21 protein-coding genes are annotated in these 20,616 nt (G+C 59.5%); 6 read left to right on the top strand and 15 right to left on the bottom strand.

Annotated features, from left to right (window positions below; genetic code table 11):
* Nucleotide 1: 1 nt before the first annotated feature.
* Nucleotides 2–205, top strand: a complete 204-nt coding sequence (locus E4P00_RS22235; protein WP_032878566.1) for a twin transmembrane helix small protein — start codon at nt 2–4, stop codon at nt 203–205.
* A gap of 6 nt (nt 206–211) precedes the next feature.
* Here E4P00_RS22235 and E4P00_RS22240 read toward each other — a convergent pair whose 3' ends face one another.
* The 4 genes from E4P00_RS22240 to coxB form a co-directional block, all read right to left on the bottom strand.
* On the bottom strand, nt 212–1,099 hold the full coding sequence (locus E4P00_RS22240) for a cytochrome c oxidase subunit 3 (protein WP_005783427.1): 888 nt from the start codon (nt 1,097–1,099) through the stop codon (nt 212–214).
* 35 nt (nt 1,100–1,134) lie between these two features.
* A complete protein-coding gene (locus E4P00_RS22245; protein WP_078822713.1) occupies nt 1,135–1,686 on the bottom strand; it encodes a cytochrome c oxidase assembly protein in 552 nt (183 codons plus the stop codon).
* Nucleotides 1,687–1,749: 63 nt separating this feature from the next.
* On the bottom strand, nt 1,750–3,333 hold the full coding sequence (gene ctaD, locus E4P00_RS22250) for a cytochrome c oxidase subunit I (protein WP_005783425.1): 1,584 nt from the start codon (nt 3,331–3,333) through the stop codon (nt 1,750–1,752).
* A gap of 58 nt (nt 3,334–3,391) precedes the next feature.
* Complete coding sequence (coxB, locus tag E4P00_RS22255; protein WP_005783424.1) at nt 3,392–4,519, bottom strand: cytochrome c oxidase subunit II; 1,128 nt, start codon at nt 4,517–4,519, stop codon at nt 3,392–3,394.
* Between the two features lie 369 nt (nt 4,520–4,888).
* Between coxB and E4P00_RS22260 the strand changes: the two genes are divergently transcribed.
* Complete coding sequence (locus E4P00_RS22260) at nt 4,889–5,536, top strand: hypothetical protein (protein WP_032878569.1); 648 nt, start codon at nt 4,889–4,891, stop codon at nt 5,534–5,536.
* 131 nt (nt 5,537–5,667) lie between these two features.
* Here E4P00_RS22260 and E4P00_RS22265 read toward each other — a convergent pair whose 3' ends face one another.
* From E4P00_RS22265 to E4P00_RS22290, 6 genes are all read right to left on the bottom strand, one after another.
* A complete protein-coding gene (locus E4P00_RS22265) occupies nt 5,668–7,215 on the bottom strand; it encodes a SulP family inorganic anion transporter (protein ID WP_032878570.1) in 1,548 nt (515 codons plus the stop codon).
* A gap of 85 nt (nt 7,216–7,300) precedes the next feature.
* Nucleotides 7,301–8,029 (bottom strand): carbonic anhydrase, encoded by a 729-nt coding sequence (locus E4P00_RS22270; protein WP_005783421.1) that lies wholly within the window; start codon nt 8,027–8,029, stop codon nt 7,301–7,303.
* A gap of 228 nt (nt 8,030–8,257) precedes the next feature.
* On the bottom strand, nt 8,258–9,316 hold the full coding sequence (locus E4P00_RS22275; protein WP_248133090.1) for a PA0069 family radical SAM protein: 1,059 nt from the start codon (nt 9,314–9,316) through the stop codon (nt 8,258–8,260).
* Between the two features lie 81 nt (nt 9,317–9,397).
* Complete coding sequence (locus E4P00_RS22280; protein ID WP_248133092.1) at nt 9,398–10,696, bottom strand: cytochrome c; 1,299 nt, start codon at nt 10,694–10,696, stop codon at nt 9,398–9,400.
* 12 nt (nt 10,697–10,708) lie between these two features.
* Nucleotides 10,709–12,493, bottom strand: coding sequence for a GMC family oxidoreductase (locus tag E4P00_RS22285; RefSeq protein ID WP_005783418.1), 1,785 nt, complete (start codon nt 12,491–12,493; stop codon nt 10,709–10,711).
* A gap of 2 nt (nt 12,494–12,495) precedes the next feature.
* Nucleotides 12,496–13,248 carry a gluconate 2-dehydrogenase subunit 3 family protein gene (locus tag E4P00_RS22290; RefSeq protein ID WP_032878573.1) on the bottom strand — a complete coding sequence of 251 codons (753 nt, stop codon included), beginning with the start codon at nt 13,246–13,248 and terminating at the stop codon, nt 12,496–12,498.
* 275 nt (nt 13,249–13,523) lie between these two features.
* Between E4P00_RS22290 and E4P00_RS22295 the strand changes: the two genes are divergently transcribed.
* The gene (locus E4P00_RS22295) at nt 13,524–14,180 is read left to right on the top strand and encodes a dual specificity protein phosphatase family protein (protein ID WP_032878574.1); all 657 of its coding nucleotides are present in this window, start codon (nt 13,524–13,526) and stop codon (nt 14,178–14,180) included.
* Between the two features lie 106 nt (nt 14,181–14,286).
* Here the strand turns inward: E4P00_RS22295 and E4P00_RS22300 are convergent, their stop codons facing one another.
* Nucleotides 14,287–14,562, bottom strand: coding sequence for a YheV family putative zinc ribbon protein (locus tag E4P00_RS22300; RefSeq protein ID WP_032878575.1), 276 nt, complete (start codon nt 14,560–14,562; stop codon nt 14,287–14,289).
* Nucleotides 14,559–16,610: an oligopeptidase A gene (gene prlC / locus E4P00_RS22305; protein WP_032878576.1), complete on the bottom strand. Its 2,052-nt coding sequence runs from the start codon at nt 16,608–16,610 to the stop codon at nt 14,559–14,561. The genes E4P00_RS22300 and prlC overlap by 4 nt, the downstream gene beginning before the upstream one ends.
* Before the next feature lie 102 nt (nt 16,611–16,712).
* On the opposite strand from prlC, the gene E4P00_RS22310 reads away from it, so the two are divergent.
* Together E4P00_RS22310 and E4P00_RS22315 are read left to right on the top strand one after the other, a co-directional pair.
* Nucleotides 16,713–17,255 (top strand): gamma carbonic anhydrase family protein, encoded by a 543-nt coding sequence (locus tag E4P00_RS22310; RefSeq protein ID WP_005783413.1) that lies wholly within the window; start codon nt 16,713–16,715, stop codon nt 17,253–17,255.
* Nucleotides 17,252–17,911: an HAD family hydrolase gene (locus E4P00_RS22315; RefSeq protein WP_248133095.1), complete on the top strand. Its 660-nt coding sequence runs from the start codon at nt 17,252–17,254 to the stop codon at nt 17,909–17,911. Before E4P00_RS22310 ends, E4P00_RS22315 begins: the two co-directional genes overlap by 4 nt.
* Nucleotides 17,912–18,006: 95 nt before the next feature.
* Here E4P00_RS22315 and E4P00_RS22320 read toward each other — a convergent pair whose 3' ends face one another.
* A complete protein-coding gene (locus E4P00_RS22320; protein WP_032878578.1) occupies nt 18,007–19,050 on the bottom strand; it encodes an aminopeptidase in 1,044 nt (347 codons plus the stop codon).
* Nucleotides 19,051–19,160: 110 nt separating this feature from the next.
* Here E4P00_RS22320 and E4P00_RS22325 point away from each other — a divergent pair, with 110 nt between their 5' ends.
* Nucleotides 19,161–19,583: a hypothetical protein gene (locus tag E4P00_RS22325; RefSeq protein ID WP_005783410.1), complete on the top strand. Its 423-nt coding sequence runs from the start codon at nt 19,161–19,163 to the stop codon at nt 19,581–19,583.
* A gap of 1 nt (nt 19,584) precedes the next feature.
* On the opposite strand, the gene E4P00_RS22330 is transcribed toward E4P00_RS22325, so the two are convergent.
* Nucleotides 19,585–19,824: a DUF1161 domain-containing protein gene (locus E4P00_RS22330; protein ID WP_003187312.1), complete on the bottom strand. Its 240-nt coding sequence runs from the start codon at nt 19,822–19,824 to the stop codon at nt 19,585–19,587.
* A 211-nt stretch (nt 19,825–20,035) separates the two neighbouring features.
* Nucleotides 20,036–20,467, bottom strand: coding sequence for an OsmC family protein (locus E4P00_RS22335; RefSeq protein WP_003187311.1), 432 nt, complete (start codon nt 20,465–20,467; stop codon nt 20,036–20,038).
* Nucleotides 20,468–20,616 lie beyond the last annotated feature (149 nt).

Below are 20,616 nucleotides of genomic sequence, written 5' to 3' on the forward strand. Positions count from 1 at the left end.
CATGCTCAAAGCAGCCATTGCCCTGATGCTGATCGCGACTGTCGTGAGCCTGTTCAGTGGCCTGTTCTTCCTGGTCAAGGACGAGGGCAACTCCAACCGCCTCGTCACTGCCTTGACCGTGCGTGTGGTACTGGCCGTGATCACCGTGGGCTTGATCGCCTGGGGCTTTTTCAGCGGCCAACTGGTCTCTCATGCGCCTTGGTAATCCGCCTCACAGCACATAAACAAAGAAAAACAACCCGATCCACACCACGTCCACAAAGTGCCAATACCAACTGGCCGCCTCGAAGCCGAACTGGTGCTCGGCGTTGAAATGCCCACGCAGGATGCGCATCAGCATCACGAATAAAATGATGGTGCCGATGGTTACGTGGGCGCCGTGAAAGCCCGTCAGCATGAAGAACGTGGCGCCGTATACCCCTGAACCCAGGGTCAGGCCCAGTTCTTTATAGGCGTGGATGTACTCCTCGGCCTGGAACCCGAGAAACGCCAGGCCCAACAGCACTGTGATCGCCAGCCAGATTTTCAGCGCACCCCGATGGCCTTTACGCAGGGCATGGTGGGCGATGGTGATGGTCACGCTGGAGCTCACCAGCAGGATGGTATTCACCAACGGCAGGCCCCACGGGCTGATGGTGCCTTCAGGCGCAGGATAGAGCTTGGGGTCAGGGTTATTGAGCAAGGGCCAGGCGAACTCGAAGTTCGGCCACAGCATATGCGCAACGCCTTTGGAGCCCTCACCTGCCAGCCATGGCGCCGACATGTGCCGCACATAAAACAACGCACCGAAGAACGCGATAAAGAACATCACCTCCGAAAAGATGAACCAGGTCATGCCCCAGCGAAACGAGCGGTCCATTTGCGCGCTGTACAGCCCGTCGCGACTTTCCTTGATCACAGCACCGAACCAGCCAAACAGCATGTAGGCCAACAACAGGCCGCCGACGAAAAAGATCCACGGCCCGTGGGATTCGGGGCGCGCAGCCTTCAAGTCGTTGAACCACACCGCCAGGCCGTACACGGTGACCAGCAGGCCAATCGTGGCAATTATCGGCCATTTGCTTTGCGCTGGTACGTAGTACGTATCATGAGTCGACATGTATTCGCTCTCCTGATTGAGGGGGCAAACAGTAGCTAGCCCCCGGTCCTCGCGGCCACGGGCGGTTGGCGCGCAGTGATATCGAACAGCGTGTACGCCAGGGTCAAATGCTTCACATCCTTGGGCATCGCGCGGTCGACGATAAAACGCACCGGCATCTCGATGCGCTCACCCGGCTGAAGCACTTGCTGGGTGAAGCAAAAGCATTCGGTCTTGTGGAAATACATGGCCGCTTCGGCCGGGGAAATACTCGGGATCGCCTGGGCGGTCATCGGCTTATTGGTGGGGTTGTAGGCCACGAACAGCATCTCGTTGACCGCCCCCGGGTTGACCACAATCTCATCGGCCTTGGAATGAAATTCCCAGACCATGTCGATGGCGTTGGTGGACAGAAACTGCACCCGAACCTGACGTGAGGGGTCGACCATTTGCTCGCCCTCGTACTGCCCGGCGGTCTTGCCGTTGATGCCGAAGGCCTTGCACATCACGTCGTAGATCGGCACCAGCGCGAAGCCGAAGGCGAACATCGCCAGTACCAGGATCAGCAGGCGGGTGACCAGGCGTTTGATCGGCACGGAGTCAGACATGACACCCACCCAAGGCTGGTGCGCCCCTCCCACATGGACCGCGTTCGCAACACACAGAGGTATTCATTTGACCTCCGGCGGGGTGGTGAAGGTGTGATACGGCGCAGGCGAGGGCACGCTCCATTCCAGGCCCTCGGCGCCATCCCAGGGCTTGGCCGGTGCCGGCGTACCCCCACGGATGCACTTGATGACAATGAACAGGAAGAAGATCTGTGTGGCGCCGAACATAAAGGCACCAATGGACGAAACCATGTTGAAGTCGGCGAATTGCAGGTTGTAGTCCGGCACCCGCCGCGGCATACCCGCCAGCCCCACAAAGTGCATGGGGAAGAACGCCATGTTCATGCCCACGAAAGACAGCCAGAAATGCAACTTGCCCAGGGTTTCGTCGTACATGTGGCCAGTCCATTTCGGCAGCCAGTAGTAGGCCGAAGCGAAGATCCCGAAGATCGCGCCGGGCACCAGTACGTAATGGAAGTGCGCCACCACAAAGTAGGTGTCGTGGTACTGGAAGTCCGCCGGGGCAATCGCCAGCATCAGCCCGGAGAAGCCGCCAATGGTGAACAGGATCACGAAGGCCACCGCAAACAGCATCGGCGTCTCGAACGTCAGCGAGCCCTGCCACATGGTGCTGACCCAGTTGAATACCTTCACCCCCGTGGGCACGGCGATCAGCAGGGTGGCATACATGAAGAACAACTCACCCACCAGCGGAATGCCCACCACGAACATGTGGTGCGCCCAGACGATGAACGACAGGAACGCGATGCTCGCCGTGGCGTAGACCATCGAGGTGTAGCCAAACAGCGGCTTGCGCGAGAAGGTCGGGATGATCGAGCTGACGGCGCCAAACGCCGGCAGGATCATGATGTACACCTCGGGATGGCCAAAGAACCAGAACACATGCTGGAACAGCACCGGATCACCGCCACCGGCCGCGCTGAAGAAGCTGGTACCGAAGTGGATATCCATCAGCATCATGGTCACGCAGCCCGCCAGCACCGGCATCACCGCGATCAGCAGGAACGCAGTAATCAGCCAGGTCCACACGAACAGCGGCATCTTCATCAAGGTCATGCCGGGGGCGCGCAGATTGAGGATGGTGGCGACCACGTTGATCGCGCCCATGATCGAACTGATGCCCATCAGGTGGATGGCAAAGATAAAGAACGTCACGCTTTCCGGCGCATAGGTGGTGGAAAGCGGCGCATAGAAAGTCCAACCGAAGTTCGGCCCGCCACCGGGGCTGAACAAGGTGGAGACCAGCAGCAGGAACGCCGCCGGCAGCAGCCAGAAGCTGAAATTGTTCATGCGCGGCAGGGCCATGTCCGGCGCGCCGATCATCAGCGGGATCATCCAGTTGGCCAGCCCGACGAAGGCCGGCATCACCGCGCCGAACACCATGATCAGGCCGTGCATGGTGGTCATCTGGTTGAAGAACGCCGGCTGCACGATCTGCAGGCCTGGCTGAAACAGCTCGGCGCGGATCACCATGGCAAACGAGCCACCGAGCAGGAACATGGTGAAGGCAAACCACAGGTACATCGTGCCGATGTCTTTGTGGTTGGTGGTCAGCACCCAGCGCATCAAGCCTTTGGCGGGGCCGTGGGCATGGTCGGCATGACCGTGGTCGATCACAGTGCTCATGGCCGTTCTCCTGCAAGCGAGTGAGCGGGGCGATTCAGGGTATTGGCGTTGAAAGTAGTCATTTGCTTTCGGCCTGTTTCAAAGCCAGCACGTCTTTGGGCGTGACCATGTCGCCTTTGTTATTGCCCCAGGCGTTACGCTCGTAAGTCACCACGGCGGCGATATCCACTTCCGAGAGTTGTTTGCCGAAGGCTGCCATCGCGGTGCCGGGCTTACCGTGGAAGACGATGCCCAGGTGATCGGCGGCGGGGCCGGTGGCGATTTTCGAGCCCTTGAGCGCCGGGAACATCGGCGGCAAACCTTGGCCCTCAGCCTGGTGACAGGCAACGCAGGTGGTGTGATAGACCTTGTCGCCACGGGCCACCAGTTCGTCCAGCGTCCACTCTTTGGAGGTCAGTTCCTTGAGCTTGGCCGCTTCTTCCTTGCGCTCGCCGAGCCAGGTGTCGTAGTCGGCCCTGGACTTGACCTCGACCACGATGGGCATGAAGCCGTGGTCTTTGCCGCAAAGTTCGGCGCACTGGCCGCGGTAGATGCCGGGTTTCTCGACACGGGTCCAAGCCTCGTTGACGAAGCCCGGGATGGCATCGCGCTTGACCGCAAAGGCCGGCACCCACCAGGAGTGGATCACGTCGGCGGCGGTCACCAGAAAGCGCACCTTGGCACCCACCGGCAGCACCAGCGGCTGGTCGACCTCCAACAGGTAATGTTCGCCCTTGGTGGCCTGGTTATGAATCTGCTCGGCGGGCGTGGCCAGGTTGCTGAAGAACTCCACATCCTGGCCCAGGTATTTGTAGTGCCACTTCCACTGGTAGCCGGTGACCTGGATATCGATATCCGACTCACTGCTGTCGTAGATGTTGATCAGGGTCTTGGTCGCCGGAATCGCCATGGCCACCAGGATCAGCAGGGGCACGACCGTCCAGAGAATTTCCACCGTGGTGCTCTCGTGAAACTTGGCCGCGACCTGGCCCGTGGATCGCCGGTGCAAAATCATCGACCAGAACATCGCGCCAAACACGACGATGCCGATCACCACACAGATCCAGAAAATGGTCATGTGCAGGTCAAACACGGCGTGACTGACTTCAGTAGCCCCTGGCGCCATATTCGTTGTCCAGGCGGCGTGCGCCTGGCCGAATACCGACCACAACAGGAGGCCCATCCATACGTGTGGATGTCGCGTCATTGCGGGTTCCCCTTTATGTTTCTTGTTATCCCGCCGGTTTGCACCTGCGGCCAAGGGAGCGGCTTCCATACTGCTTACAACCGCCAAGCCTTGCCTGCGCCATGCAGTTGGGCGTCATCAGCTAATTGCGTACAAAACCGAGTATAGACAGCCCTAGCAACCCCGCAATGTGTGGGGGCAAATGAATAGAAACAGACAGACGGACCCCGTAAAATGGGCGGCGGAATCGTTTATCCGACGAACGATGGCATTTCGATATAACGCCTGCCTATAACCATGAAATAATTATGACAAATGCGTCTTAGGCGCTCGTATAAACGAACTACCTTATCCTCTCCCTTTTCCTACGCCTGTTTCACTGGAGCCTTCATGAACACCGCCGCATTGCGCGAGCAGATTTCCCGTGCCCATCAACACGAAGCCAGCACCGGCCAACTTGCCACTCAGTTGGGACAACAATTGCCGCACCTGCACTCGGCCATTTCCCTGGCTGACGGTGATCGCAACATCGTTATGACGCGCTTTGTCACCGCTTACATCGACCTGGTTCCCGATTTGCTGGACGCTGCCAATGACGTGGCCCGCGAGGCCGGAATTGAAAGCCAGATCAAGCCGGTGCTGAAAATCGCCGAACACTTCTTCCTGCAACCCCCCGCGATCCTGGCCGGCCACGAAGGTCTGGACGGCCTGCTGGACGAAGCTTACCTGGCCCATCGCTTGGTGGAGGAGGTCAACGATCTGTATATCAAGCATTTCGGCCAGCCGTTGATTCCGGCGGATACCACCGTGGCCAACGTGATTGCCCATCAATTGATCGGCGAAACATTCGCCAACCAATTGGATGAAGCCGTACACCACGCAGTGGATGAAATGCTCAACGAAGACAGTTTTGCGCTGGAGTCGGTCGAGGCGTACCGCGAGACCCTGAAGAGCCCGAGCACCGAAGCGGCATGGAAGCGCTGGCCGTGCCTGTCGCGCCAGCTTGGGGTTGAGCTGACGCTGGATCAGCCTGCATAAAACTGCCATTTTACGGCGATCAAATGTGGGAGGGGGCTTGCTCCCGATTGGGGTGTATCAGCCAAAGAGATTTTGACTGGTCCACCGCTATCGGGAGCAAGCCCCCTCCCACATTTTTTGATCGGGTTTCGTCAGGTAACGGACGGCGCCGAACCTATTCCCACCGTCGTACGTACCCGACCTTCCAACCGGCGCTTCAATCCCCGTGCCTCGATCACCAGCGTCGAGCCCTTGGCCGCATTGGCCCGTCCCCACTCCTCCAGCAATTCCAGACAAGAGTGGTCGATGTAACTCAAGTTACTCAGCGGCACATGCAACGTGGTCCCCGCAGGCACCGCCGACAGCACCTGAGTCAGCGCCGGCACTTTCAGAAAGGTCGCCGCACCCGTCAAGCGCAGCTCCATCTCCCCCTCTTGAGGCAGGTCGATCAAGCTGACTTTCAGCCGCGAAGCCTTGAACGCCAGTTTGAGCAGCGTAAGTCCGAAGCCCACCAGCACACCGGTCAGCAAGTCGGTGAAGATGATCGCCAGTGCCGTGGCCGCATAGGTGAACATCGGCATCCGCCCGTAACGTCCCAGCGCCTTGAACGCCTTGACGTCCACCAGCTTGATCCCGGTGTACACCAGCACACCCGCCAGGCTCGCGACCGGAATGCTTTGCAGCACGCTCGACAGCAAGAGCACGAAGCCGAGCAACCACAGGCCATGGAACATCGCCGACAAGCGAGTGGTAGCCCCGGCCTGGACGTTGGCCGAGCTGCGCACGATCACGCCGGTCATCGGCAGGGCACCCACCAGGCCGCAGAGCATGTTGCCGACACCTTGGGCAGACAATTCCTTATCGAAATCGGAACGCTGGCCGCTGTGCATACGATCCACCGCTGCGGCAGACAGCAGGGTTTCGGCGCTGGCGATAAACGCTACGGCGAAAGCTGCGATCAACAGCTGTGGGTCAGCCAGGTTGAGCAGATCGCTGGGGCGCAGCCAGTCAATGGCATCCGCGAGATTTTCCGGGACCTCCACGCGCTTGACCTGCAGGGCCAGCACCAGGCTGGTGACGGTCGCCAGCCCCACCCCCAGCAGGGCGCCCGGCACAAAACGCAATTGCCGCGGGCGGAATTTGTCCCACAGGTACATGACCAACATGGTCGACAGACCGAGCAGGCCGGCCTGCCACCCGAGCCCGCCACCCAAGGTCGGAAGCGCTTCAGCCACCGCCGCCGGGAAGCCTGCCAGGTTATCCAGCCCGGATGGCTTGGGCGCCCCATCAAGCATCACATGGATCTGCGAAAGCACAATCAACACGCCGATCCCCGCCAACATGCCGTAGACAACCGCCGGCGCCGTGACACGAAACCAGCAACCCAGGCGCAAACGCCCGGCCACCAGCTGCAGGAAGCCGGCCAGCAGCAGGATCGGCCCCAGCATCATCATGCCGTGTTGGCGCACCAGTTCGAACACCAGTACCGCCAAACCCGCCGCCGGGCCGCTGACTTGCAGCGGCGACCCCGCCAACCAGCCCACCACCAGGCCACCGATGATCCCGGTGATCAGCCCCTTGGCCGGCGGCATACCGGATGCGATCGCAATGCCCATGCACAGCGGCAAGGCAACCAGAAAAACAACCACCGAGGCGAGCAGCTCTCGTGGCAAAACAGCTTTCAATTGAGCAGCACGCATGATGACTCTCCCGAGGCATTCGCCGGGCGCGGTAAAGCCTGGCTGCGTCCATGGCAGCCACCGCGTTACCCGGCAGGGAAGTGTTTTAGAAGCGCGCTTTAGGCGTCGCTGAAGGGATCGGCTCGGTGCCGTTCAGCGGTCGGAACGCCGCTTTGTCCGCATCGTAGGCCCGAATTTCGCTGGTCTCGATGTTGTAGATCCAGCCATGGATAAACAAATGACCATTGGCCATGCGCGAAGCCACGGAAGGGTGGGTGCGCAAATGTTGCAGTTGGGCGATAACGTTTTCTTCGGTCAGCACCGCCATGCTCTCGCCTTCGTTGGCGCAGTCGCAGTTGTCATGGACCATGGTCTTGGCGACCTCGGCGTGACGCAGCCATGCCTTGACCGTCGGCATCTTTTCCAGGCTGTCTGGGTTGAGTACCGCGCGCATCGCGCCGCAGTCGGAGTGCCCGCACACAATGATGTGCTGTACACCAAGGGCAAGCACCGCATACTCGATGGCCGTGGAGACACCACCGTTCATTTGGCCGTAGGGAGGCACCACGTTACCGACGTTACGGGTCACGAACAGGTCGCCCGGGGAGCTTTGGGTAATCAGCTCGGGCACGATGCGCGAGTCGGCGCAGGTAATGAACATTGCCCGCGGGCTCTGGGCCGTGGCAAGTTTCTTGAAGAGTTCTTCCTGCTGAGGGAAGACGTCGTGATGGAAATGCAAAAAACCGTCAACGATGTGTTGCAGCGCTGCATCGGCGGACTCCGCCACAGGGGCTGAAGCCGACGCAGCCAACGGCTGTTTATCCTTGTCACTCATGATTCATCCTCTTGATCAATGCAGGGGAGGGTTCAGGTCAGTTCGACGCCAGGGCAGTGAAATAGTTGTAAAACCACCGCAGAACAGGGCACCGACTCGTCAGTCACTCGCTGAACAAGGTAACCGCTGAAACTTAACTCAAACTGAATGAAACGCTCTAGATCGCGGGTTTCAGTGATGTCAAAAGGCGACTATTCCTACGGTAAATTCACCGCCATCTTCTTCAGTTTACAACAATGTCATCTGTCTGCCCGGTGGGCAGAATGCGGTGCAATCCAGGTTGAATCCTTCGCGTCGGTTCAGCCCCAAACGCTTGATCGCCTTGCTGAAGCGTTGAGCCAGCAAATCGGCAAAGGGCCCTGCACCCCGCATGCGCACACCGAAGCGGCTGTCATACACCTCACCCCCGCGTACCTGACGCACCAGGCTCATCACATGAGCCGCACGCTGCGGGTAGTGTGCCGCCAGCCACTCCTCGAACAGCGGCGCCACTTCCAACGGCAGGCGCAGCATCATGTACGCCGCGCTTTGCGCACCGGCCGCATGAGCCTCGGTCAGCAGGTTTTCCAGCTCACTGTCGTTGATCATCGGAATCATCGGCGAGCACAACACACCCACCGCAATACCCGCGTCGCGCATCACCCGAATGGCCCGCAACCGCGCCTTGGGCGCCGCCGTGCGTGGCTCCAGGATGCGCTTGAGCTCGTCATCCAGGCTGGTCAGGCTGATCATCACCGCCACCAGGCGCTGACGGGCCAACTCGGTGAGCAGGTCCAGATCACGCAGGATCAGCGAGCCCTTGGTGATGATCGTCACCGGGTGACGGTAGCGTAGCAGCACTTCAAGGGTTTGCCGCGTGATCCTGTATTCGCGTTCGATAGGCTGGTACGGATCGGTGTTAGAGCCCAGGTTGATCGGCGCGCACACATAGCCAGGCTTGGACAGCTGCTGCTCCAGCACATCGGCCGCATTGCTCTTGGCAATCAGCCGGGTCTCGAAGTCGAGCCCCGGGGACATGTCCCAATAGGCATGGCTGGGCCGTGCATAACAATAGATGCACCCATGCTCACAGCCGCGGTAAGGGTTGATCGAGCGATCGAACGGCAAGTCCGGCGAGTTGTTGCGGGTGATGATGGTCTTGGCCGTTTCGATACGCACTTCGGTGCCTTGAGTGGGCGGCACCTCCTGGTACCAGCCATCGTCCTCGGCCACGCTGACCGTAGGTGCAAACCGGTTGTGCAGGTTGGTGGCCGTGCCCCGACCCCGGGGCGGCAGCGCAGTAGTCATGAAAACGCCTCGATACTGTTTTTATATACAGTATCGAGGCGCGGGGTTGCTGACCAGTGCCGTTGGGCGGCTAGAGTGGGATCAGTGCTTTTGCGTCACCTGCCCCAGATCATCGCCCGACGTGGTGCGCATATCGCTTTTGCGCAGGCCTGCCACATCGCTGGCGTTTACCGGCGCCCCTTGGTTGCCCCAGCTGCCACGGATAAAACTGACCACATCGGCCACTTCCTGGTCCGACAGGCGCCAGGCGAATGCCGGCATGGTGAAGGTGGACGGCGCGGTATGCGTCGCCGGCAAGGTGCCGCCGTTCAACACAATGTTGATCAACGACGTGGCGTCCGCCGTCTGCACGACCGGGTTACCCGCCAGCGCCGGGAACACCCGCGTATAGCCATGGCCATCGGTGCGGTGGCAGGCCGCGCAGTTGTCGATATACACCGAGGCGCCCGGCTTGCTGTCATCACCTTTCCAAAGCGCCTCGGCCACCTGCTTGTCGTACTGGTGCGGCTGATCCTTAGGGTCCACCGCCGGCAGGCTCTTGAGGTAACGGGCGATAGCGGTCAAGTCATCTTCTGACATGTACTGCATGCTGTGGACGACAACATCGCTCATACCACCGAACACCGCACTGCGGTCACTGCGACCGGTCTTGAGAAACTGCACCAGTTGCTCTTCGCTCCAGCTGCCGAGGCCGTCCTTGTGGTCGCCACGCAGGCTTTTCGCAATCCAGCCCTCCAACGGCGCGCTGCCGGACAGGAAGTCGTTGCCGTCAGTGGCGCTCAGGGCTTTTTCCTGCATGGTCAGGGCACGCGGCGTATGGCAGGCGCCGCAGTGTCCCAGGCCTTCCACCAAGTACGCGCCACGGCTGATCACCGGATCCGCTGCGGCTGGTGACGGTTGCGCCTCGACCGCCGGCGCAAACATCCAGCGCCACGCGGCCAGCGGCCAACGCATACTCAAAGGCCAGGGGATATCGCTGTCCTTGTTCTCTTGGGCGACCGGCTCGACGCCCTTCATGAAGTACGCATACAGCGCTTGCATATCGCTATCGCTGACACGCGCGTAGGACGGGTAGGGCATCGCCGGGTAAAGCGTACTGCCGTTCTTGGCGACGCCATGGCGCATGGCCTTGTCGAAGTCTTCGAAGCTGTAGTCGCCCAGGCCGGTCTTGTCTGGGGTGATGTTGGTGGAGTAGATCACGCCGATGGGTGTTTCCATCGGCAGGCCACCGGCGAAGGGTTTACCGCCTTTGGCGGTGTGGCAAGCCACGCAGTCGCCGGCACGTGCCAGGTATTCACCCTGCTTGATCAAGTCAGATTCCGCAGCGCTCACCGAGCAGCTGCTGAAGAGCGCCAGGGAGGCGATAACGAGTGCTTTCATGGTCATCGCTCCTTATGCCTGAACCAGTGGGCCGGGGTTTTTCAGGTACTGCTCGCGGATTGCTCGAGCTGACCAATAGGTCAACGCTGCCACCAGGCCGGTAGGGTTATAGCCCAAGCCCTGTGGGAAAGCAGACGCGCCCGGGACGAACACGTTGTGCACATCCCAACACTGCAGGTAGCGGTTCAACGCACTGGTTTTCGGGTCGGTGCCCATGATGGCGCCGCCGTTGAGGTGGGTGGTCTGGTAAGAGGCGGTATTGAAGTGATCACCGACTTTTTTACCCAACACGGCGATGGCCTTGGGGTTCATCGCCTGTGCGACCTTGCCCATTTTCTCGACCATGAAGCGGTTCATCTTGATGTCGTTTTCCTGCCAGTCGAACGTCATGCGCAGCAGCGGCAGGCCGTAGGCATCGCGGTAAACCGGATCCAGATCCAGATAGTTACTCCGGTAGGATTGATGGGCACCGTGGGCATCCATCGACACCTGGTGGGTGTAGTAATCGGCGGTGGCACGCTTCCAGGCGCTGCCCCAGGCCGGCGTGCCCGGCGGGTTGGAAGTACCGGCAATCGGCCGGCTGCCCGCCTGGTTGACCCACATCGGCGAGCCCCCCACGAAGCCGTGGGGGCCGTGGTCGAAGTTGTCGGCGTTGAAGTCGTCGATGGCCACGCCATTGCCGCCCGCGCCGATGAAGTTGTTGGTGTGGGTGTCCTTATCAAAGAACGCCTTGATGGTGCCCATGTTCTGGTAAGCGAAGTTGCGGCCTACCACGCCCTCATTGGTAATCGGGTCGTAGGGTTTGCCGATGCCCGACAGCAACATCAGGCGCACGTTATGGAACTGGAACGCGCCCAGAATCACCAGGTCTGCCGGCTGTTCGCATTCGCGGCCCTGGGCATCGATATAGGTCACGCCAGTGGCTTTTTTCTTGGTGCTGTCGAGGTTGACCTTGAGTACGTGGGAATTGGGCCGCAACTCGAAGTTGGGCACCTGGCGCAGGGCCGGCAGGATGTTCACGTTCGGCGACGCTTTGGAATACATGTAGCACACGTAGCCACTGCAAAAGCCGCAGAAATTGCACGGTCCCATCTGCGCGCCGTAGGGGTTGGTGTATGGCCCCGACGTATTGGCCGACGGCAGGTTGTAAGGCTTGTAACCCACCTCCGTAGCTGCTTTCTGAAACAGTTGTGCGGAGACCGTATTCTTCTGCGCCTCCAACGGGAACGGGTTGGAACGATCCGGCGCGTAAGGGTTGCCCCCACGGCCTTCGCCTACCAACTGACCTTTGACCGTCCAGGCCTGCCCGGAGGTACCGAAGACTTTTTCCGCATAGTCGAAAAACGGCTCCAGCTCTTCATAGCTGACGCCGAAATCCTGGATGGTCATGTCCTTGGGAATGAAGTTCTTCCCGTAGCGTTCCTCGTAATGGCTGCGCATACGCAACTCGATCGGATCGACACGAAAATGCACGCCCGACCAGTGCAGCCCCGCGCCGCCCACGCCATTACCCGGCAGGAACGCACCGAGTTGACGGTTGGGCAAGGCCACATCATTCACACTATGGCGAATGGTTACTGTCTCTTTGGAAATGTCCTGGAACAGCTTCTTACGCACGCTGTAGGTCAATTCGTCGATGACTTGGGGATAGTTGCCGTCCGGATAAGTGTCCTGCATCGGGCCGCGCTCCAGCGCTACCACGTTGAGGCCTGCTTCCGTCAGCTCCTTGGCCATGATCGCGCCGGTCCAGCCAAAGCCTACAATCACCGCATCCACTTTCTTCATGATGGTCGCCACGTTTATGCCCTCTCGCCGCGAATGGAAACAGCCGGGAAGGGGTATTGCTCGTTGCGTTCCACCCAATCCATGAAGTCGGCGCGGGCGCCGGGGAAGCCGATCATGGTCCAGCCGACCATGCCTTTATTGCCGCCATGGATCGGGTCGCAGAAGAAACCTTCCTTGGTGTTTTGCAGCAACAGGTTAAAGAACATCTTTGGCGGCACGGCGTCGAAGTGCGCGGCAACTTCGCTGCCGCCAGCCTCCAGACGGCGTAGCATATCGTCTCGGGTAGCGCTGTCTTGCGCAGCAAAAGCCTTGCCGTTGAACGCTTTCGACCAAGCGTCCGTTGCGGCGATACCCAGGCGATAGATTTCCTTGGGTACCAATTTGCTCTGCCAGCCCATTTCCGGCGGCGCATCGGCGTTGAAGGGACCTTGCATGAACCACAGGGCGCCGCTGGCGTAAGGGGTGTTCATCTGGCGGTCGATATATTCCGGCGCGCCAGCTTCCAGTGCGCCAGGGCCTTGGGCATCAGCCGGAATCAAGCGCTCGACGGCGGCGTTGATGAACGCCCATTCCTCGGCCGTGAAATAGCTCGGCTCATAGGCTTTATCGCTCGTCGCAGGTTTGGCCGGCGCCGCTTGGGCAGGCTCCGGCGTGGCCATCAGCATCGAACCACCCAGGCCGGTGCTGGCAACCGTGACCACCGGGATCAAGGTCAAGGATTTGCGTAGAAAGTCACGCCGGGGGTTGTCTTGATCTTGATCAGACATGGATACACCTCATCATGTGGTCACGGGTTTATCCGCCGCTTCTGGGAGCAGCGTGAAGGCTTGCCAAGCAATGGGATCCAAAAACATAGAACACATTGGCAAACAATAGTTACAAATGATAGCAGGCTAAGAATTGAGAAGAGTCGATTCAGCGAGAAAAACACCGGATCAGATCGGATGAATCACAATTCTTTGACGAAGACCTCACGCGACATTGACCGCCCCTAAGCGAATCTACGGCCCATCAGCCACTTCCTTATTCGGTCACACTGTCCATGTTCAACACACGATTACTGCCTATCCTCGGCTTGGCGGTCATGGCCCTGTTCAACACGCTTCAAGCCCAGGCCGATGACGCGATCTCGATCCGCTCGCCGGAATGGGCCCAACCAGTGGGTGACCAGTACAACCTGCATCAAATGACGCCCACGCTCTATCGCAGCGCATTGCCAGACGGTGATGCACTGCCCATTTTGGAAGAACTCAAGATCGCTACCGTCATCAACTTTTTGCCGGAATCTGATGCGCAGTGGCTTAAATCATCTGATATCAAACAGGTGCAGTTGAGCTATCGCACCAACCATGTCGACGATTCCGACGTGTTGGCGGCGATCAGAGCGATTCAGACAGCAGAAGCAGATGGCCCGGTGTTGATGCACTGCAAGCACGGCGCCGACCGGACTGGCCTGATGGCAGCGATGTATCGGGTGGTGGTTCAGGGATGGAGCAAGGAGGACGCGCTGAACGAGATGACCTTGGGCGGCTTCGGCAGCAGCAATGGCTTCAAGGACGGGGTTCGCTACATGATGAAAGCCGATGTAGACAAGTTGCGTACAGCTTTGGCGAATGGCGATTGCAGCACCAGCGCGTTCGCGTTGTGCTCAATGAAAGACTGGATCACCACAACGGGCCAGGAAGAGAAAAAATTGTAGGCGTGAGCTTACTTGCGAATAACTGAATGACACCGCGTTTACTTAGGGAAACCGCGTTATCGTTAACGTTTTTCGCGAGCAAGCTCGCTCCTACAGTGAGTCCGGTTTAGTCTTTTTTGAGCTTGGGATTGGGGAAGAACTGCACCGCCTGCACTTTTGGATCCGCCGGCGCTTTCAATGCCGATGTATTGACCCGCGTGCCCAACTCCTTGGGCACCGAAAGCCCCTGATCATTCAACGTATCGGTATACCCGCAGGCCACGCATTCGCGGTGCGGCACGCTGTCTTCGGTCCACATTTTCAACTTGTCCGGCTCACTGCACGCCGGGCAGACCGCCCCGGCGATAAATTGCTTTTTGGTAATCACAGGCGCTTCACTCATGCTGCCGCGTCCTCACTCAGGCCGCTGTGGCGCAAGAGTGCGTCAATCGATGGCGCCCGTCCGCGGAAGTCGACGAACAGCACCATCGGCGCCTGGGAACCGCCACGCGCCAGGATCGCTTCGCGAAACGCACGCCCGGTCTGGGCATTGAGCACACCGTCTTCTTCGAACTTGGAGAAGGCATCGGCCGAAAGCACTTCGGCCCATTTGTAGCTGTAGTAACCCGCCGCATAACCACCGGCGAAGATGTGTGCGAAGCTGTTGGGGAAGCGGTTGTAGGCCGGCGGACGCATCACCGAGACTTCATCACGTACACCTTCAAGCACCTGCGCCACGCTGCGGCCATCGCCATGAGTGGCGTGCAGCTCAAAGTCGAACAACGAGAACTCCAGCTGACGCACCATCATCAGGCCGGACTGGAAATTCTTCGCCGCGAGCATTTTTTCCAGCAGATCCTGGGGCAGGGGCTCGCCGGTTTCATAGTGGCCAGAGATCAGCGCCAGGCCCTCGGGCTCCCAGCACCAGTTCTCCATGAATTGGCTCGGCAATTCCACCGCATCCCACGCCACGCCGTTGATCCCGGATACACCGGCGTGCTCGACGCGAGTCAGCAGGTGATGCAGGCCGTGGCCGAATTCGTGGAACAGGGTGGTGACTTCATCGTGGGTGAGCAGCGCAGGCTTGCCGCTGTCGGCTGGCGTGAAGTTGCACACCAGGTTGGCGACCGGGCTTTGCAGCACGCCATCGACGGTGCGACGACGATCGCGGGCACCGTCCATCCAGGCACCGCCACGCTTGTTGGCGCGGGCATACAGGTCGAAGAAGAAGCGCCCGACGTGCTCGCCATTTTCTTTGATTTCAAACAGGCGAACGTCCGGGTGCCAGGTGTCGAAGCCCTTCTGTTCGGCAATCTCGATGCCGTACAGGCGTTGCACAATGGCAAACAGGCCGCCCAACACCTTGTCGATCGGGAAGTAAGCACGCAGGGCTTCCTGGGACACGCTGTAGCGCTGCTCACGCAATTTTTCGCCATAGAAACCGCTGTCCCAGCTTTGCAGGTCGGCGCAGCCTTGTTCGGCGGCGTAAGCCTTGAGCTGTTGCAGATCCTGTGTGGCGAACGGCTTGCTGCGTTTGGCCAGGTCCCGCAGGAAGCTCAGCACCTGGTCGCTGGAGTCGGCCATCTTGGTCGCCAGGCTCAGCTCGGCGAAGGACGCGTAACCCAACAATTGGGCCAGTTCCTGACGCAGGTCGAGAATCTGTTCCATCACCGGGCCGTTATCGTTCTGACCGGCATTCGGGCCCTGGTCCGACGCACGGGTGCAGTAGGCCGCGTAGACCTCTTCACGCAGGGCGCGGTCCTGGGCATAGGTCATCACGGCGTAATAGCTGGGGAATTCCAGGGTGATCAGCCAGCCGTCGAGGCCCTTGGCCTGGGCGGCGGCAGCCATTTGCGCCTTGGCCGAGTCGGTCAGGCCGGCGAGGGTGGCTTCATCGGTGACGTGCTTGGTCCAGGCCTGGGTAGCGTCCAGCAACTGGTTGGAGAATTTGCTACCCAGCTCGGAAAGCTTGCTTTGCACTTCGGCGTAGCGCTTTTGCTGCTCCGGCGGCAGGTCGATACCCGACAGGCGGAAATCGCGCAGGGAGTGTTCCAGAATGGTTTTTTGCGCCACGTCGAAACCGGCGGCCTCGGGGCTGTTGGCCAAGGCGTCGAAAGCCTGGAACAGTTCACGGTTCTGGCCCATCTCGGTGGAGTAGGCACTCAAGGCGGGCAGGCAAGCCTCGTAGGCTTCACGCAACTCGGCGCTGTTGCACACTGCATTGAGGTGGCTGACCGGGCTCCAGGCAGCGCCAAGGCGGTCGTTCAGTTCATCCATGGCCAGGACCAGACCGGCCCATGTCGGATTTTTGCCCTGGCTTTGCAGGATGTCTGCGATAGCCACACGGTTGTCGGCGAGGATCTGTTCGATGGCCGGCTGGACGTGCTCGGCACGGATCGCCGAGAACGGCGGCAGGTCGTAGGACTGCAAAAGAGGGTTGTTCGCGCTCACGGTTGGCACCTTGGCTGAAGAAACATGTAAGAACAAAGATGGGGCCATCTTAATTACAATCAACACCCACCGCAGCTATCAGCAGAAGAGAGAGAGGCTATCGTGACCCTTCGCACCTATCAGAACCACACGCCAACCCTGGGCGCCGGGGCTTTTGTCGATATTTCGGCGGTGGTGATCGGCGATGTCGAAATCGGCCCCGACAGCTCGGTTTGGCCGCTGACCGTGATTCGCGGCGACATGCACCGCATCCGCATCGGCGCACGCACCAGTGTGCAGGACGGCTGCGTGTTGCACATTACCCATGCAGGGCCGTTCAATCCTGATGGTTTCCCGCTGCTGATCGGCGACGACGTGACCATCGCCCACAAGGTCATGCTGCATGGTTGCACGGTGGGCAACCGCGTCTTGATTGGCATGAGCAGCATCGTGATGGACGGCGCCGTGGTCGAGGACGACGTGATCATCGGCGCCGGCAGCCTGGTGCCACCCGGCAAGAAACTCGACAGTGGTTTTTTGTATGTGGGCAGCCCGGTTAAACAGGTCCGCGCGCTGACTGACAAGGAGCGCGCCTTTTTCACCTACAGCGCTGCGAACTACGTGAAGCTCAAGGACCTGCACCTGGCAGAAGGATTCGATCAATGACCCTCAACCACCCAACGGTCCTCTTCGACCTGGACGGCACGCTCACCGATCCGCGTGAGGGCATCACCCGTTCGATCCAGTACGCCCTTGGCAAATTGGGCATCGACGAACCTGACCTGACCAAGCTTGAACACTTCATCGGCCCGCCTCTGCTGCAAGCGTTCATGCAGTTCTACGGTTTCGACGAGGCCAAGGCCTGGGAAGCGGTGAATTTCTACCGCGAGCGCTTCAAGGTCACCGGGCTGTATGAAAACCGCGTGTTCGACGGCGTGATGCCATTGCTGGAGGAACTCAACAGCCAAGGGCGCCAACTGTACGTGGCCACCTCCAAGCCATGGGAATTTGCCCGCGAGATTGCGCGGCATTTCGACTTTGCCAAGCACTTCAAGGTGATTTACGGCAGCGAACTGGACGGCACGCGTACCAACAAGGTCGAGTTGATCGCCCACTTGATCCGTGAGGAAGGGCTGGACCCGGCCACAACCTTGATGATCGGTGATCGCAAGCATGACCTGATCGGCGCACGCAGCAATGGGTTGGATTCGGCGGCGGTAGGGTATGGGTTCGGCAGTTTTGAAGAGTTGAGTGCCGAAGCGCCGACCTGGCACTTCGAGACGTTGGACCAGATGCACCAGGCGTTTTTGCAGCGGCCTTGAGACCGCTTTCGCAGGCAAGCCAGCTCCCACAGTTGGCCGATTTTCAACATGAGAATGCGGTCAACTGTGGGAGCTGGCTTGCCTGCGATGAGGCCCTAACGGCCAACCTTCTCCAACTGCCTCAACGCCGCTTTACGCTGCTCCACCGGCAACCCACCCAACTTCTCCACCGCCGCATAAAACCTCACCCAATCCCCACCTTCCTGCGCAAACAACGCCGCAAACGCCGGTACCCACTGGTCATACAACCCAAACGGCAAAAGCCGAGCGTTATTCATCGGCTGGTTGATCCAGGCGTCATAACGCTTGTCACCACCCCATTGGCTATCACGCAGTTGCCGGTATTCGCTGCGCAACTGCTCGAATTGCGCCGCTTTGGCCCGGCGCATCGCGTCCGCTGCCAACGGCTGCGCATACAACGCTTCCAGGCGCTTGCGGGTATCGAGAATGAGTCGGATGAACTGATCACGCTGCTTCAACGCCGCATCGCTGACAGGCGCCAGGCCCCGTGCCGCCCGCCACTGACGGGTGCCTTCCTGCTCGACGAACGTGGCGAATGACTCGTTGAACTCGGTGTCATCCTTCACGTAGAAACGCTGGTGGGCCAGTTCGTGGAAGATCAGAGTCGCGAGGCGCTCATCACCCCAACTCATCATCGAACTCATGATCGGGTCGTTGAACCACCCCAGGGTGGAATAGGCTTCGACGCCACCGATCGACACGTCCATGCCTTGTTGCCGCAACAGCGCCGCCTCGCCACGCGCCGCGCCTTGGTTGTAGTAGCCGCGATAGGCAACGCAACCGGCGATGGGAAAGCAGTGGTTTTCAGGAGCCAGAGAAAATTCCTGCGTGGCGAAGACATTCCAGACCACATAGGGCCGGCCGATATCGGCGTATAACCGGTAGCTTTGATTATCAGGCAGATGCAAGTGCTCACTGGCAAAGGTGCGAGCTTTTTGCGATTGCACGAGATGCTCGCGCAATAGTTGAGGGCGAGTCTGGTCGGCGATAACTTCGGCAACCGGCTCCCGGGCCCGCAATAACTGCCACTGACCGCTCGCCAACTGACTGTAATAACTGACGCTGGAACAACCGCTGAGTAGCACAACCATCAACCCTGGAAGAAAACACCTGATCATGCCCCGACTGCTCCTGGGTGATTTATTCGCCAGACTATCGCGCTTGAACGGGATTTTTCCATGGCGCGGCATGTTTATACTCAAGGCTCTTCTCGCGTTGAGTACCTGCCATGCGTCAGTTTCCATTGCCCGTTGCCGCCCTCCTGCTCAGCGCTTGCACTTCGGCCCCCATCCCGCCTGTCGACCCGCAACAGGCCTGGGTGGATTTCACCACGCCGACGCCGGGCTCCAAATTGGTCATGGCTCAGCGCCTGGACGGGAAAAACCTCAACGACGGGCGCTTCTTCCAAATGCCTCCCGGCCCTCACGAGCTGATGGTGCGCTTTGACTTTGAAGTGCCCGCCGGCGGCGGTTTGGGGGGCCTTAGCCAGATGATGTATCGCACCTGTTTCATGACCCTGCAGTACGACCATTTCCAGGCCGGCCAACGCTATGTGCTCGAAGGTCGCTCGCTGGCGTTCACGCCCAACATCCGGCTGTATGACTCAGCGCGCCAGTTGCTGGCCGAAGAACGCAGCGTCAACTGCATCTGAGTCAGTCGTTGTTTTTCTGATAGATGATGCGCTTGGTACCGTTTTCACACGAACCGACGATCATGGCTTCGTCATGGTTCTTGGCTTCTTCGGCAGTGATGATTTCCAGGGTGTAGGACGGAATCGCCTTGGCCTGGATCTTCACTTCGATTTCTTTCCTGAGCTCTTCACAATCTTTTGGCGCGGCCACGGCCGAAGTGGCCAATACACCGCAGATGATTGCCAAGGCAAAACGTTTCATGTGTGTAGCTCCCTGAATGCGCTGCGCACGAGTGTGCGCCTAGGCTGCATGGGCTATTCGACCACATTTTACAAACACGAGTTCTGATTTAACGCACAACTGAAAATGTGGGAGCGGGCTTGCTCGCGAATACGGAGTGTCAGTCACCGAGATATCGGCTGATCCACCGCATTCGCGAGCAAGCCCGCTCCCACACAAGAGTACTGCTGTGTCAGTTGACCAGCGTGGCATCCAAGGTGATGGTTGCATTCAGCACTTTGGACACCGGGCACCCTTCCTTGGCCTTTTTGCTCAGTTCATCGAACTGCGCCTGGCTCGCGCCCGGGATCTTGGCTTTAAGGATCAGGTGCACGGCAGTGATCGCGAATCCGCCCTCGACCTGGTCCAGGGTCACTTCGGCCTGGGTATCAATGCTGTCAGCCTTGAGCCCGGCATCGCCGAGAATCATGGAAAACGCCATGGAGAAACAGCCGGCGTGAGCTGCGCCGATAAGCTCTTCAGGGTTGGTGCCCTTGCCTCCTTCGAAACGGGCCTTGAAGCCGTAGGGCGCTTCGCGCAGCACGCCGGTTTCAGTGGATATGGAACCCAGGCCTGTCTTCAGATCACCTTCCCAATGCGCGGATGCCTTTTTAACGATACTCATAGCTTTCTCCTCGAACGGTGGTTTTGCGTCAGTAAGGGTTCTGAGGATAGACCCGTGGGCAAAGTTCACCTTGTCGGAGAAACCTAGCGATACAGTAGGAAATTTCTGAGCCACCTATTGAATCTCGGGTATATGCCCTTATTGCATGA

The organism is Pseudomonas sp. B329 (genome assembly GCF_023127835.1).
Taxonomy (GTDB): Bacteria; Pseudomonadota; Gammaproteobacteria; order Pseudomonadales; family Pseudomonadaceae; genus Aquipseudomonas; species Aquipseudomonas synxantha_A.

Excerpts from the sequence above, each read along its gene's own strand:
- E4P00_RS22235 (WP_032878566.1), top strand. The coding sequence starts at position 2 with ATGCTCAAAGCAGCCATTGCCCTGATGCTGATCGCGACTGTCGTGAGC.
- E4P00_RS22260 (WP_032878569.1), top strand. The coding sequence starts at position 4,889 with ATGAACACCGCCGCATTGCGCGAGCAGATTTCCCGTGCCCATCAACAC.
- E4P00_RS22295 (WP_032878574.1), top strand. The coding sequence starts at position 13,524 with ATGTTCAACACACGATTACTGCCTATCCTCGGCTTGGCGGTCATGGCC.
- E4P00_RS22290 (WP_032878573.1), bottom strand. The coding sequence starts at position 13,248 with ATGTCTGATCAAGATCAAGACAACCCCCGGCGTGACTTTCTACGCAAA.
- E4P00_RS22240 (WP_005783427.1), bottom strand. The coding sequence starts at position 1,099 with ATGTCGACTCATGATACGTACTACGTACCAGCGCAAAGCAAATGGCCG.
- E4P00_RS22265 (WP_032878570.1), bottom strand. The coding sequence starts at position 7,215 with ATGCGTGCTGCTCAATTGAAAGCTGTTTTGCCACGAGAGCTGCTCGCC.
- E4P00_RS22325 (WP_005783410.1), top strand. The coding sequence starts at position 19,161 with ATGCGTCAGTTTCCATTGCCCGTTGCCGCCCTCCTGCTCAGCGCTTGC.
- coxB (WP_005783424.1), bottom strand. The coding sequence starts at position 4,519 with ATGACGCGACATCCACACGTATGGATGGGCCTCCTGTTGTGGTCGGTA.
- E4P00_RS22275 (WP_248133090.1), bottom strand. The coding sequence starts at position 9,316 with ATGACTACTGCGCTGCCGCCCCGGGGTCGGGGCACGGCCACCAACCTG.
- E4P00_RS22330 (WP_003187312.1), bottom strand. The coding sequence starts at position 19,824 with ATGAAACGTTTTGCCTTGGCAATCATCTGCGGTGTATTGGCCACTTCG.
- E4P00_RS22300 (WP_032878575.1), bottom strand. The coding sequence starts at position 14,562 with ATGAGTGAAGCGCCTGTGATTACCAAAAAGCAATTTATCGCCGGGGCG.
- ctaD (WP_005783425.1), bottom strand. The coding sequence starts at position 3,333 with ATGAGCACTGTGATCGACCACGGTCATGCCGACCATGCCCACGGCCCC.
- E4P00_RS22315 (WP_248133095.1), top strand. The coding sequence starts at position 17,252 with ATGACCCTCAACCACCCAACGGTCCTCTTCGACCTGGACGGCACGCTC.
- E4P00_RS22245 (WP_078822713.1), bottom strand. The coding sequence starts at position 1,686 with ATGTCTGACTCCGTGCCGATCAAACGCCTGGTCACCCGCCTGCTGATC.
- E4P00_RS22270 (WP_005783421.1), bottom strand. The coding sequence starts at position 8,029 with ATGAGTGACAAGGATAAACAGCCGTTGGCTGCGTCGGCTTCAGCCCCT.
- E4P00_RS22320 (WP_032878578.1), bottom strand. The coding sequence starts at position 19,050 with ATGATCAGGTGTTTTCTTCCAGGGTTGATGGTTGTGCTACTCAGCGGT.
- E4P00_RS22335 (WP_003187311.1), bottom strand. The coding sequence starts at position 20,467 with ATGAGTATCGTTAAAAAGGCATCCGCGCATTGGGAAGGTGATCTGAAG.
- E4P00_RS22280 (WP_248133092.1), bottom strand. The coding sequence starts at position 10,696 with ATGAAAGCACTCGTTATCGCCTCCCTGGCGCTCTTCAGCAGCTGCTCG.